General features: G+C 59.6%; 11 protein-coding genes. All 11 read left to right on the forward strand.

Annotation, left to right across the window (positions count from 1 at the left end; translation table 11 throughout):
* Window positions 1–8: 8 nt before the first annotated feature.
* Window positions 9–2033: a flagellar hook-associated protein FlgK gene (gene flgK / locus HZ99_RS25250; protein ID WP_038446947.1), complete on the forward strand. Its 2025-nt coding sequence runs from the start codon at window positions 9–11 to the stop codon at window positions 2031–2033.
* A gap of 14 nt (window positions 2034–2047) precedes the next feature.
* On the forward strand, window positions 2048–3667 hold the full coding sequence (locus tag HZ99_RS25255) for a flagellar hook-associated protein 3 (RefSeq protein WP_038446949.1): 1620 nt from the start codon (window positions 2048–2050) through the stop codon (window positions 3665–3667).
* 268 nt (window positions 3668–3935) lie between these two features.
* A complete protein-coding gene (locus HZ99_RS25260) occupies window positions 3936–4865 on the forward strand; it encodes a ketoacyl-ACP synthase III (RefSeq protein ID WP_038446951.1) in 930 nt (309 codons plus the stop codon).
* Window positions 4866–5140: 275 nt separating this feature from the next.
* Complete coding sequence (locus tag HZ99_RS25265; RefSeq protein ID WP_038446953.1) at window positions 5141–6856, forward strand: flagellin; 1716 nt, start codon at window positions 5141–5143, stop codon at window positions 6854–6856.
* Window positions 6857–6927: 71 nt separating this feature from the next.
* Window positions 6928–7272, forward strand: coding sequence for a flagellar protein FlaG (locus HZ99_RS25270; RefSeq protein ID WP_038446955.1), 345 nt, complete (start codon window positions 6928–6930; stop codon window positions 7270–7272).
* An 83-nt stretch (window positions 7273–7355) separates the two neighbouring features.
* Complete coding sequence (gene fliD / locus HZ99_RS25275; protein ID WP_038446957.1) at window positions 7356–8720, forward strand: flagellar filament capping protein FliD; 1365 nt, start codon at window positions 7356–7358, stop codon at window positions 8718–8720.
* Between the two features lie 127 nt (window positions 8721–8847).
* Window positions 8848–9237: a flagellar export chaperone FliS gene (gene fliS, locus HZ99_RS25280; RefSeq protein WP_029292498.1), complete on the forward strand. Its 390-nt coding sequence runs from the start codon at window positions 8848–8850 to the stop codon at window positions 9235–9237.
* Between the two features lie 25 nt (window positions 9238–9262).
* Complete coding sequence (gene fliT, locus HZ99_RS25285; protein WP_029292500.1) at window positions 9263–9559, forward strand: flagellar protein FliT; 297 nt, start codon at window positions 9263–9265, stop codon at window positions 9557–9559.
* A 173-nt stretch (window positions 9560–9732) separates the two neighbouring features.
* Window positions 9733–11208: a sigma-54 dependent transcriptional regulator gene (locus tag HZ99_RS25290; protein ID WP_038446960.1), complete on the forward strand. Its 1476-nt coding sequence runs from the start codon at window positions 9733–9735 to the stop codon at window positions 11206–11208.
* Between the two features lie 110 nt (window positions 11209–11318).
* On the forward strand, window positions 11319–12530 hold the full coding sequence (locus tag HZ99_RS25295) for a sensor histidine kinase (protein WP_038446962.1): 1212 nt from the start codon (window positions 11319–11321) through the stop codon (window positions 12528–12530).
* A gap of 6 nt (window positions 12531–12536) precedes the next feature.
* A complete protein-coding gene (locus HZ99_RS25300; protein WP_038446964.1) occupies window positions 12537–13916 on the forward strand; it encodes a sigma-54-dependent transcriptional regulator in 1380 nt (459 codons plus the stop codon).
* Window positions 13917–13981: the final 65 nt, after the last annotated feature.

The raw sequence follows: 13981 nt of genomic DNA on the forward strand, positions 1-13981 counted from the left end.
TTTGAATCATGGGTTTGCTAAATATCGGGATGTCAGGACTCAATGCGGCTCAGGGATCGCTTGCGACCCTGAGTAACAACATTGCCAACGCCAAGACCCCTGGATACTCGCGTCAGCAGACCATGCAGACGGCCAACGGCATGTCCGGGGTCGGTGGTGTCTTTGTCGGTACCGGCACCACGTTGTCGGACGTGCGCCGGGTGTATAACCAGTTTCTCGATACCCAGTTGCAGACCACCACTTCGCTGAACTTCGACGCCAAGGCCTACCTGGACCAGATCGGCTCGGTGGACAAGCTGCTGTCCGACAAGTCCACCGGTGTCGGCGCGGCGCTGAACAGCTTCTTCGCCGCATTGCAGACGTCCTCGGCAAACCCCAGCGACAACTCCGCGCGCCAGTTGGTCTTGACCATTGCCCAGACCCTGGGCAACCGGTTCAACTCGATTGCGACCGAGCTGAACAAGCAGAAAGAAGGCATCAACAGCCAACTGGAAACCGTCACCGGCCAGGTCAACCAATTGACCTCCTCGATTGCGGCCCTCAACCAGCAGATCTCCCAGGCCAAGGGCCAGGGCAATGGCGAGCCGGCGAACCTGCTGGATGCGCGCAACGAAGCGGTGCGCTCGCTCAATGAACTGGTAGGGGTCAAGGTCACGGAGTCCGATGGGCATTTCAACGTTTCCCTGGGCACCGGGCAGACCCTGGTCGCGGACGGTATTTCCAACAAACTGTCGGCGGTGCCGAGCAAGGACGACAAGAGCCAGTACTCGGTAGTGCTGACCACCGGCGGGCAACCGATGGACGTCAGCTCGGTGATCAGCGGTGGCACCATTGGCGGCCTGTTGCGTTATCGCCAGGATGTGCTGATGCCGGCCATCAACGATCTGGGCCGTACTGCGATGGTCGTCGGTGAGTCGATCAATACCCAATTGGGCCAAGGCCTGGACGCCAACGGGCAGTTCGGCAGCTCCCTGTTCAATGACATCAACAGTGCCTTTGCCATCGGCCAGCGCAGTGTGGGCGGTTCAAGCAACAGTGCGAACTCCGGCAACCTGAATGTCACGATCACAGACACCAGCAAGCTGAGCACCTTTGACTACAAGGTGACGTTCAGCGACGACAAGATGTACACCGTCCTGCGTTCGGACGGTAAAGCCATGGGCACGTTCGATATCACCCAGGCACCACCGCAAATCGACGGCTTCACCCTGGCCCTCGATGGCAAGGGGCCGGTGGCTGCGGGTGATACGTTCAAGGTCAGCCCGACCGCCGGTGGTGCGATGGACCTGAAGGTGGTGATGACCGACCCCAACAAGCTGGCGTTTTCTGCGCCGCTGTTGGCAGAGGGCAACAAGAACAACAGTGGCACTGGCGTGTTCGACCCGCCGACTCTGACACTGCCCCTGGATATCCATGGCGGTGCCGACACGGCGCAGTTGGAAGCGGCGATAAAGAACGCGATGCCGGTCAAGATGACCTTCGGCAAGCCGGCCGCCGATGGCACCCAGAGCTATGTGATCAATAACGCCCAGGGCCAACCCATTGGCACCGGTACCATCGTGCCCGGCCAGGACAACAAGCTGACGATCAATGTGCCCTACGTCGATGCTGCGGGTAATGCGAAGACGTTCGGGGTCAACACGGTGATCCGTGGCGAACCCAAGCCGGACGATAGCTACACCGTATCGTTCAACAGCAGCGGCAAGCTCGACAACCGCAACGCCCTGCAATTGCTCGACCTGCAAACCCGCAAGACCGTAGGCGCCACTGATGGCAATGCGGGGGTGAGCATGAGCACCGCCTATAGTCAGTTGGTGTCTTCGGTGGGGGGCAAGGCCAGCCAGGCCAATGTCGACAACAGCGCGACCAGCGCCATGCTCGCGGCCGCCACCTCCAATCGCAGCTCTGTGTCCCAGGTCAACCTGGACGAGGAGGCCGGCGACATGATCCGTTTCCAGCAGTACTACACCGCGTCGTCGCAGATCATTAAAGCTGCGCAAGAAACCTTCAGCACGCTGATCAACAGTCTTTAAGGGAGTTTGAGACGATGCGTATCTCGACCGAACAGTATTTCAATACCACCACTGCGCGTTATACCAATAACTTCTCCAACGTCACCAAGACCCAGCAGCAGATCGACTCCGGCGTGCGTATCCAGACGGCGGCCGATGATCCGGTGGGCGCGGCGCGTTTGCTGTTGCTGCAACAGCAGCAGGATATGTTGGGGCAGTACGCGGGCAATATCGGCAGCATGAAAAACTCGCTCAATAGCGAAGAAAGCGTGCTCGCCAGTATCGACACCGCTCTGGCGCGCGCGGGCGAACTGTCCCTCAAGGTCGCCGGCAAGGGCGGTGGCGGTATCAGCGATGACGACCGCAAGGCCGTTGCAGCCGAGATCGGTGAAATCGAGAAACAGGTCTTGAGCCTGCTCAACAGCAAGGATTCGTCCGGCCATTACCTGTTTGCCGGCGGCAAGAGCGACACGCCACCTTACGCGCGCAACAGCGACGGCACCTACAGCTATCAGGGTGATGAAACACCCCTGAGCCTGAAGGTTTCCGACACCTTGTCGATGGTGGTCAATGACACTGGTAAATCGATCCTGGAAGGCACGGTGAACGCTGGCCGTACCCAGGCTACCGGCTCGGTCAATGATGGCAAGGTGTTGGTGTCGGGCGGTATCGTCACATCGCCGTCTACCTACGACAGCAGCTTCACCGACGGCCAGCCGTACAAGTTGACCTTCCTCAGTAGCACCGAATACACCGTCAAAGATGCGGCGGGCAATGACATCACCGCGCAAACCCCGGGCAACGGCAAGTTCGATGCGACCAAGGAGGGCAGTTCCTCGGTCACCGTGCGCGGCGTGACGTTTGATATCGACCAGAACCTGGCGGGTGCCAAGCCAGGCGCCGAGGCCGATGCGGTGTACAAGGACCGTGAATTCACCCTGCAAAGCAAGCCGGACAGCTTCAGTGTTTCGCGTACGGCCAGCAACGCCTCATCGGCGCAGTTGTCCGGCGGCACGGTCACCAGCCAGGCCGACTACAGCAGCACCTTCCCGAACAAGGGGGCGGTGATCAAGTTTACTTCGGGTACGGCGTACGAGGTCTATGCCCAGCCGATCAGCGCTGACAGCAAGCCGATCTCCACCGGCAATGTGGTGCCTGGCACGCCGGCACAGCCGGGGCCACCGCCTGTGCCGGCCACACCCGATACCATCACCGCGGCGGGTGTGACGCTCAGTATCACCGGCGCGCCAGGCAACGGTGATCAGTTTGCGGTGGGCTCCAATACCCACAAGACGCAAAATGCGCTGGATACCCTCAGCCAGTTGCGTCAGGCCCTGGAAACCCCTTCTGACGGCGACCCGATTGCCCAGGCCAAGCTGACCGATGTGGTCAACGCCGCCATTACCAATATCAAGGCCTCCCAGGCCCAGGTTGATGGGGTGCGCGGCTCCATTGGCGCGCGGTTGAACTCGCTGGCGATTCAGGAGACCGAGAACACCAGCATGGTGCTGGCCAATAAGTCGACCACGTCTGCCATCGGTGACACTGATGTGGCCACGGCCTCGATTGACCTGGCGTTCCAGAAGGCCATGCTGGAGGCTTCGCAACTGGCCTTTGTGAAAATCTCCCAGTTGAGCCTGTTCAGCCGGATGTAATCGGTCAGGCAAGACCCGACGGCCCACCCTGGAAACAGGGTGGGCCGTTGTCGTTTCTGGCGCAGGCTTTTAAACAAAGCACACAAAAATGAGTGACCTATGAGTCATAAAGCGCATCTTCACTGTATCGTGTGAAAAGGCCAGGCCGCTTTGCAGGCTTTGGTCTCGGTGGTTTCGGCGGTTTTTTGCGGGGTTATCCCCTTTATTGTCAGCGCCCCTGAAGGATTTTCAGGGGTGTTCTCCAGCTATTTTGTATTGGGAAGCCACAATGATTGGCATAAAAAGCATCGCCAGCTACGTGCCGGCAGAAGGGCTGGACAACTACGCCCAGGGTGCAAAATTCGCCAAGGATGAAGAGTTCATCATTGGCAAGATCGGGTCGGCATTCCTGCCGCGCAAGGATGTTGCACAAGAAACCTCGGATTTGTGCGTCGAGGCGGTCAATGCCTTGTTTGCCAACAACCCGGACCTGAAGCGTGAGTCGATTGACGCGCTGATCGTCGTGACCCAGAACGGCGACGAAGAAGGACTGCCCCACACCGCTGCCATCGTCCAGGACAAGCTGGGCCTGCCGACCCACGTCGCAGCCTTCGATATTTCCCTGGGCTGTTCGGGTTATGTCTACGGCATCTACGCGATGAAAGGCTTCATGGAAGCCGCCGGCCTGAAAAACGGCCTGCTGGTGACTGCCGACCCTTACTCCAAGATCGTCGACCCGCAAGATCGCAATACCACCATGCTGTTCGGCGACGCCGCCACCGCCACCTGGATGGGCGAAGATGCCCCCTGGCAACTGGGCAAGGCCAAGTTCGGCACTGACGGCTCCGGCGCACCGCATTTGAAGGTCAGCGACGGCGTGTTCTTCATGAATGGTCGCCAGGTCTTCAACTTCGCGCTGCTCAAGGTGCCGGCGCATTTGCATGAGCTGCTCGATGAGTCGGACCTGAAGGCCGACGATATTGATGCCTTCTGCATCCACCAGGGCAGTGCGGCGATTGTCGACGCCGTGGCCCGCCGCTTTGAAGAGGCACCGGTGGAAAAATTCATCAAGGACATGGTCGAGACCGGTAACACCGTGTCGTCGAGCATTCCGCTGTTGCTGGAAAAGCACGTGATGGATGCCGAGTGGAAGCGCGTGGCCCTGAGCGGGTTTGGCGTGGGCCTGTCGTGGGGCTCGGCGATTATCTATCGGCCTTGATGCGCTGATAGGCTGCACAAAAAAACGCCCGGGATCGAAAGAGCCCGGGCGTTTTTGTTTATGGGCACCCACCTCCCCTGTAAGAGCCGGCAAGGGGGATTTCTGTGGTTCTAAGGCCTTGAAATGCAAGGAGTGGCACAGGGCTAGTAAAAAAAATCAAAAAAATCCTCAAGCAACCTGCTTTCACGACGATAACTATTACGAAGGTTCTCTAGGCCACACCCGGCGGTTGCCAGGGCCGGAAGCCGCAGTATCCAACTCACGAGGATTTCGTCATGGCAATGTCCGTAAACACCAACATTACTTCCCTGGGCGTCCAGAAGAACCTGAACAAAGCTTCCGACGCTTTGAGCCAGTCGATGAACCGTCTGTCTTCCGGCCTGAAAATCAACAGCGCCAAAGACGATGCCGCTGGCATGCAGATCGCCAACCGTCTGAACAACCAGGTCAAAGGCCTGAACGTTGCAATCTCCAACGCCAACAACGGCGTGTCGATTGCCCAGACCGCTGAAGGCGCAATGCAAGAATCCACCAACACCCTGCAGCGTCTGCGTGAACTCGCCCTGCAAGCGGCGAACGGTGATAAAAGCGACGCTGACCGTGTTTCCCTGCAGCAAGAATTCACCGCTAAAGTCGGCGAGCTGAACCGTATTGCCAGCACCACCACCTTCGGTGGTCGTAACCTGCTGGACGGTTCGTTCAACAACGTAGCATTCCAGATCGGTGCAAACGCCAACGAAACTATCTCGTTCGGTATGACTGATATCAGCTCGACTGCTCTGAAGGGTAACTTCAAAGAAGCCGCTGTAGACGGCACCGCAATGACTGGTTTGGCTGCAACTGCTACTGGTTCGGTCTTGGGTGACAAGGCTACTAAAGCTGGTGCAGCAGCAACCGCTACAGTTGCTACTGACGCATTCACCATCAACGGTGTAGAGATTGCCCTGGGTGTTGCTACTGCAGGTGCTCAGGCTGGTACTGACGCAGCGGCAGCTATCAACGCTAAAACTGCCCAGACCGGCGTAAGTGCTACTACTACAGCTGCTGGTGTTGTGACCCTGAACTCTAAGAGCGATATCGTTCTGGGCGCCTCTGCTGTAGCTGGTGCTACTGACGGTCTGGCTAAGCTGGGTCTGGGCGCTCCTGGTACAACCGCAGCTGTAGCTACAACCGCCACTAGTGCAATGGGTGTTACCGGTGCCATCTCTGTTAACGGCACTGCAGTAACTTGGACTGGTGCTGACACCATGACCAACGTGCTGACCAATATTGCAGCCGCAGCTGGTACTGGTGCTACTGCAACTTTCACTGACGGTCGCGTTAAAGTCACATCGGGTAATGGTGAAGACATCAAGCTGGCTAACACTGCATCTGGTTCGCTGTCGCAACTGGGGCTGTCGGCTGGTACTTCCCAGGCTAAGCTGACTGCTGACACTTCCATCGATGTAAACGGCGTTGAAGTCAAGTTCAAGAAAGGTGACACCGCTGACGCGATCGTAGCATCGATCAACAGCGCCAGCACCGGCGTTCAAGCCAGCAAAAATGCTGACGGTACCCTGAACCTGTTCGCTGACAAAGACATCACCATCAAGGACGGTAGCGCTGGTACTGGTCTGGCCGCCTTGGGTCTGACTGCTGTTGCCAACGCCGGTACCAAAACTGCCGTCACCATGGAAACCAGCGTTTCCGACCTGAGCATCCTGACTGCCGCTTCGTCCCAGCAAGCCATCCAGGCCCTGGACGACGCCATGCAGCAGATCGACAGCCAGCGTTCGCAGCTGGGTGCGGTGCAAAACCGTTTCGCCAGCACCGTGGCCAACCTGCAGAGCATTTCGCAGAACTCCTCGGCTGCCAAAGGCCGCGTAGAAGACGCTGACTTCGCTTCCGAAGCCGCTGAACTGACTAAGCAACAAACCCTGCAACAGGCCTCCACTGCGATCCTGTCCCAGGCCAACCAACTGCCATCCGCTGTACTGAAGCTGCTTCAGTAATAACGGCTAGCGGTTAATCAACGGGGGGGTGCTAACGTGCCCTTCCGTTTTTTCAGTTTGGAGGTGATGACATGGACATGAGCATCAAGCTGAACGCGTCTTACCCGGCTGTTACCACCCAGGCTCCCGCCGCGACTGCAGTACGGGCCAAGCCTGTCCCGCAGGCCGAGACCGAGTCCGCCGAGGAGCCCCAGCGCGTGGCACTGGAAAAAGCGGTCACCGATATGCGTGAGTTTGTGCAGGCTTCACAGCGCAACCTGGATTTTTCCATCGATGACTCCACCGGCAAAGTGGTAGTCAAGGTGATCGCCACCGACAGTGGCGAAGTGATTCGACAGATTCCATCGGAGATTGCGCTGAAGCTGGCGCAGAACCTGAGCGATGCCAGCAGCCTGTTGTTTGATACAAAGGCCTGAGTTGGCACGAAACATGTTTCTGATTGCTGCTTGGGCGTTCGTACGCCAAAAAAGCGGCAACCGCAGGACAAGGAGAGTAGCAAATGGCTAGTTCAACGATTTCCGGCCCAGGTTCGGGCTACGACACCCAAGCGATCGTCAAGGCGTTGGTGGGAGCCGAAAGGGCACCCAAAGACGCGCAGATCACTGCCCAGCAGAAAGACGCCACCGTCAAGCTGTCGGCCGTGGGCTCTGTCAAAACGGCGCTGGAAGCCTACCAGGCGGCAATCACCAAGTTGAACAACCAGGCCGCCTTCAATGGCCTGGCCGCCACGACCTCCGAAGAAAAAAACGCCAAGGTCACCCTGGGTGACGGCGCGGCCCCAGGCAAGTACAGCCTCAAGGTCGAGAATCTGGCGACCTCGTCGAAGGTCTCCAGCAAAGTTATCGAAGGTGGCGCCTCGGGCAAAGCCAACGCCAGCGATGAAACCCAGACGCTGACCATTACCCAGTCGGGTAAGAGCTACGATGTATTGGTGCCGGGTGGCGCGACGCTGCAAGAGGTCCGCGAAACCATCAATACCCAGCTTTCGGCCCAGGGCATCAGTGCCAACGTACTGAGTGACTCCAATGGCGGGCGTCTGGTACTGACCTCCAGCAACAGTGGCAAAGACACCGATATCACCCTCAGTGGCAATTCGGAGCTGGCGGTCGGTTATGACAAGGGTAAGCCGCCAGTGAACGCCAACTACTCCATCGATGGCGTCAAGATGGAGTCCACCAGCAACAAGATCACTTCCGCGATCAGCGGCGTGACCCTGGAACTGCTGGATGGCGACCTGACCAAGACCGTTACCCTGACGGTGGCCAGCAACACCGACACCCTGAAGACCTCGGTCCAGTCGTTCGTCACCGCCTATAACACGCTGATGACCGCCATCAACGCCCAGACCAAGGTCACCGCGACTGGCGATGCGTCCACCACCACGGCCGGTGCCTTGACCGGCGATGCGTCGATGCGCCAGTTGGTCTCCAGCCTGCGTTCCGAGTTGGTCAACGGCAAAGGGGCGGGCAGCATGACCAGCCTGGCGCAGATGGGCATCACCACCGATCAGAAAACCGGCTTGCTGAGCCTGGAAGACAAGGCGTGGGACAAGGCAGTGGTCAAGGGTGCGGGCGATATCGCCAAGATGTTCACCGGCGACACGGGTTTGATCACGCGCATGAACAAGGCCACTTCCAGCTATGTCGGTTCCACCGGTACCCTGGCGACCCGTGCGACGGATCTCAACACCAAGCTGACCGACCTGACCACCGAGAAAGCCGACCTGGACCGTCGCATGGAAGCCCTGCAGAAGTCGCTGTCGGCCAAGTACACCGCCATGGACACGATGATCGCGCAAATCAATGCCAGCAGCTCCAGCATCATGACCACCCTCAACTCGCTGAACAATCCGAAGTCGAGCTGATAAACGGTGTGCCGAGGGCCCTGGAAAAGGGCCCGGGCAGCCGCTGAGGGATTAAAGTTTTTCTCGGCACAGTCGAAAAACTGATTAAGCAAACCTATTCGACTGTGGTCTGTAACGAGGTAGCAACATGAACCCAATGAGAGCCCTTCGCCAATACCAGAAGGTCAATTCCCACGCGCAGATCTCCGAAGCCAGCCCGCACCGTCTGGTGCAAATGCTGATGGAGGGCGGCCTCGATCGCATGGCCCAGGCCAAGGGCGCATTGAGCCGTGGTGATATCGCCCAGAAGGGCCTGATGCTGGGCAAGGCGATCGAGATTATCTCCGGCCTGCGCGATGGCCTGGAGCCGGAAAAAGCCGAGGATCCAGCGGCGGTGCAACAGCTGGATGCATTGTACGAATACATGAGCAACCGCCTGGTTGAGGCCAATGGCGTCAACGATGCCGACATGATCGACGAAGTCGCGCGCTTGTTGATTACCGTCAAAAGTGGCTGGGATGCCATCGCGCCACAGTAAGGCCGCCGGCCTTGAGGAACACAGCATGAGCCACGCACTGCAACGCATTGACGAAACCCGTGACGCCTTGATCGGCGCGTTGGCGGAACGCAATTGGGATGCTATCGGCGAATTGGACATGGGCTGCCGCGCCTGCATCGACGAGGTGCTCAGCGAAGCGCCGGTGGACGAGGGGGCGCTACGGGAGAAGCTGGAGAGTTTGTTGGTGGTCTACCAGCAACTGCTGGAAGTGACGACCGGCGAGCGCCAGGCGATTTTTGAAGAGATGTCGCAGATCAACCAAGCGAAAAATGCGTCAAAGGTTTACCATCTGTTCGGCTGATCTGGCTCAGTTAAACCGAACATAGCGCGTCATAAATTTGACTGTGCAGTTTTTTTTGACTTAACTAGTGCTATTTTCAGACGTCAGATGGCCGTAGTGCAGAAAACGCCTACAGCTATCTAGATTGCCCCGAATCGAGGGCATTTGAGTTTTACTAGGGAAGTTGCTATTGCATGTGGCGTGAAACCAAAATCCTGCTGATCGATGACGATAGCGTTCGCCGCCGCGACCTGGCGGTGATTTTGAATTTTCTTGGCGAAGAAAATTTGCCCTGCGGCAGCCACGATTGGCAGCAGGCGGTCAGCTCTTTATCGTCAAGCCGTGAAGTCATCTGTGTGCTGATCGGAACGGTAAACGCTCCTGGCGCAGTTCTTGGCCTATTAAAGACACTCTCAACCTGGGATGAGTTCCTTCCCGTGTTGCTGATGGGCGATATTTCTTCCGTGGACTTGCCGGAAGACCAGCGCCGCCGTGTGCTTTCCACCCTGGAAATGCCGCCCAGCTACAGTAAATTGCTCGACTCCCTGCACCGTGCCCAGGTCTATCGCGAGATGTACGACCAGGCCCGCGAGCGTGGACGTCACCGCGAACCCAACCTGTTCCGCAGCCTGGTCGGCACCAGCCGTGCGATCCAGCATGTGCGCCAGATGATGCAGCAAGTGGCCGATACCGATGCCAGTGTGCTGATCCTCGGCGAGTCCGGCACCGGTAAGGAAGTGGTCGCGCGTAACCTGCATTACCATTCCAAGCGCCGCGACGGACCTTTCGTGCCGGTCAACTGTGGGGCGATCCCTGCAGAGCTGTTGGAAAGCGAACTGTTCGGCCACGAGAAGGGCGCCTTCACGGGCGCTATCACCAGCCGTGCGGGGCGTTTCGAGCTGGCCAATGGCGGCACCCTGTTCCTCGACGAAATCGGCGATATGCCGCTGCCGATGCAAGTCAAGCTGCTGCGTGTGTTGCAGGAGCGCACCTTCGAGCGTGTGGGCAGCAACAAGACCCAGAGCGTCGACGTGCGGATCATCGCGGCCACGCACAAGAACCTCGAAAGCATGATCGAGGTCGGCAGCTTTCGCGAAGACCTGTACTACCGCCTCAACGTATTCCCTATCGAGATGGCCCCCCTGCGCGAGCGCGTAGAAGACATCCCGTTGCTGATGAACGAACTGATCTCGCGCATGGAACACGAAAAGCGCGGCTCGATCCGTTTCAACTCTGCCGCGATCATGTCCCTGTGCCGCCATGGCTGGCCGGGTAACGTGCGCGAGCTGGCCAACCTGGTGGAACGCATGGCAATCATGCATCCATACGGGGTGATCGGTGTGGTCGAGTTGCCGAAGAAATTCCGCTACGTCGACGACGAAGACGAGCAATTGGTGGACAGCCTGCGCAGCGATCTCGAAGAGCGCGTCGCGATCAACGGCCACGCTCCGGACTTCGGCAGCAATGCCCTGTTGCCGCCCGAAGGCCTGGACCTGAAAGACTACCTCGGCAGCCTGGAGCAAGGGTTGATCCAGCAGGCCCTGGACGACGCCAACGGTATCGTCGCTCGCGCCGCCGAGCGCCTGCGCATCCGCCGCACCACGCTGGTGGAGAAGATGCGTAAGTACGGCATGAGCCGTCGCGAGGGTGATGAACAGGCGGATGATTGACGCCTGTTTTTTAACCTTCTGTAAAATAAGGATATTTTTTTAGGCACGGGTATTGCTATAGCACTCGCAACGTTCCGTTTAACTGACGGTCAGCCAAGCGAGAGAGCACGATGCCCCACGCCGCCCACCTAACTTCAGTCCCTGAAACCCAGGGACTTGTCCCGTCCGTAGAGCAGATCAGCCGGCAAGGGCTTGAGCAGGCGTTTTCGCTGTTCAGCCAGATGTCCAGCCAGTTGACTGACTCCTACAGCCTGCTGGAAGCCCGGGTTTCGGAGCTCAAGGGCGAGTTGGCGGTGGTCAGCGCCCAGCGCATGGAAGAGTTGGCCGAGAAAGAACGCTTGGCCAACCGTCTGCAAAACCTCCTCGACCTGTTGCCCGGTGGCGTCATCGTGATCGACGATCAGGGCCGCGTGCGCGAAGCCAACCCGGCGGCGTGCGACCTGCTGGGCCTGCCGCTGGAAGGCGAGCTGTGGCGCCATGTCATCACCCGCTGCTTTGCCCCCCGTGAAGACGACGGCCACGAAATTTCCCTCAAGGACGGGCGCCGCCTGTCCATCGCCACCCGTTCCCTGGACGCCGAGCCCGGCCAGTTGGTGCTGCTCAACGACCTGACAGAAACCCGTCACCTGCAGGACCAATTGGCGCGCCATGAGCGCTTGTCATCCCTGGGGCGGATGGTCGCTTCTCTGGCGCATCAGATTCGCACACCGTTGTCCGCCGCGTTGATCTACGCCAGTCATTTGACTGATGAGCAATTGCCGGTCGCCACCCATCAGCGTTTTGCCGGGCGCCTCAAGGAGCGCCTGCATGAGCTGGAGCACCAGGTGCGCGACATGCTGGTGTTTGCCCGTGGCGAGTTGCCGCTGACCGACCGGGTCACCCCCGCGGCCTTGATGCAGTCGCTGCAAGCCGCCGCTGCCACCCATATCCAGGAAGCGGCCGTGCGCTGGCAGTGCGACAGCCATTGGGGCGAGTTGCTGTGCAATCGCGACACCCTGGTGGGCGCGTTGCTCAACCTGATCGAAAACGCCAGCCAGGCCAGCGGCCCGGCGGCGCGCCTCAAAGTGCACCTGTACAGCCGTGGGCAAACCCTGCGCCTGTGCATCAGTGACAGCGGTAGCGGGATTGATCCGGCGGTGTTGCAGCGCCTGGGCGAACCCTTCTTTACCACCAAGACCAACGGAACCGGCCTGGGGCTGACCGTGGTCAAGGCAGTGGCCCGTGCCCATCAGGGAGAATTGCAGCTGCGTTCCCGTGTGGGTCGTGGCACCTGTGCATTGATAACGCTGCCGCTGTTTTCAGGCACGGCAAGCGCGGAGTAAGGATAAATGGCTATCAAGGTTCTACTGGTTGAAGACGATCGCGCCCTGCGTGAAGCACTGGCTGACACGCTGCTGTTGGCGGGCCATGACTACCGGGCGGTCGGTTCGGCCGAGGAAGCCTTGGCGGCGGTGGAGCAAGAGTCCTTCAGCCTGGTGGTGAGCGACGTCAATATGCCCGGCATGGACGGCCACCAGTTGCTCGGCATGCTGCGCGCACGTCAGCCGCAACTGCCGGTCCTGTTGATGACCGCTCATGGTGCCGTGGAACGCGCGGTAGATGCCATGCGCCAGGGCGCGGCGGATTACCTGGTCAAGCCGTTCGAGCCCAAGGCCCTGATCGAGCTGGTGGCGCGCCATGCCCTGGGTGTGATCGGTGCGGCAGACGGCGAGGGCCCGATTGCTTTCGAGCCGGCCAGTGCGCAATTGCTGGAGCTGGCGGCCAAGGTTGCCCGCAGCGATTCCACGGTGCTGATTTCCGGCGAGTCCGGCACCGGCAAGGAAGTGCTGGCGCGCTACATCCACCAGCAATCCCACCGCGCGAGCCAGCCGTTTATCGCAATCAACTGCGCGGCGATCCCCGACAACATGCTCGAAGCCACCTTGTTCGGTCATGAAAAAGGCTCCTTCACCGGCGCCATCGCCGCCCAGGCCGGCAAATTTGAACAGGCCGATGGTGGCACTATTCTGCTCGACGAAATCTCGGAAATGCCCCTGGGCCTGCAAGCCAAGCTGCTGCGTGTGCTGCAAGAGCGTGAAGTGGAGCGGGTGGGGGCGCGCAAGCCGATCCAGCTGGATATCCGTGTGGTTGCCACCACCAACCGCGACCTCGCCGGCGAAGTGGCGGCGGGGCGTTTTCGTGAAGATCTGTTCTACCGGCTCTCGGTCTTCCCGTTGGCCTGGCGCCCGCTGCGTGAACGCCCGGCCGATATCGTGCCGCTGGCCGAGCGCCTGCTGAGCAAGCACGTCAATAAAATGAAGCACGCCCAGGCGCGCCTGTCGGCCGAAGCCCAGGCGTGTCTGATCAGCTACCCATGGCCTGGCAACGTGCGCGAGCTGGACAATGCGATCCAGCGCGCGCTGATTTTGCAGCAGGGCGGCCTGATCCAGCCCCAGGACTTCTGCCTGGCGGTCGGCGCGGGTACTGCGCCGACCCCGAGCCTGGCCCCGGCCCCGCTGGAAAGTGCCCCGGCCGAGGCCGCTGGCGGCCTGGGCGACGACCTGCGTCGCCGCGAATTCCAGATGATCATCGACACCCTGCGTGCCGAGCGTGGCCGCCGCAAAGAGGCGGCCGAGCGCCTGGGTATCAGCCCGCGCACCCTGCGCTACAAGCTGGCGCAAATGCGCGATGCCGGGATGGACGTGGAAGCGTTCCTTTTCGCCAGCTGAGATACACATCAGCTGACAAGGTTTGTCGGCTTTTCTTACGACTTGCCATGGAGCTGGCACCCTTG

The organism is Pseudomonas fluorescens, assembly GCF_000730425.1.
In the GTDB taxonomy this organism is placed as follows: domain Bacteria; phylum Pseudomonadota; class Gammaproteobacteria; order Pseudomonadales; family Pseudomonadaceae; genus Aquipseudomonas; species Aquipseudomonas fluorescens_X.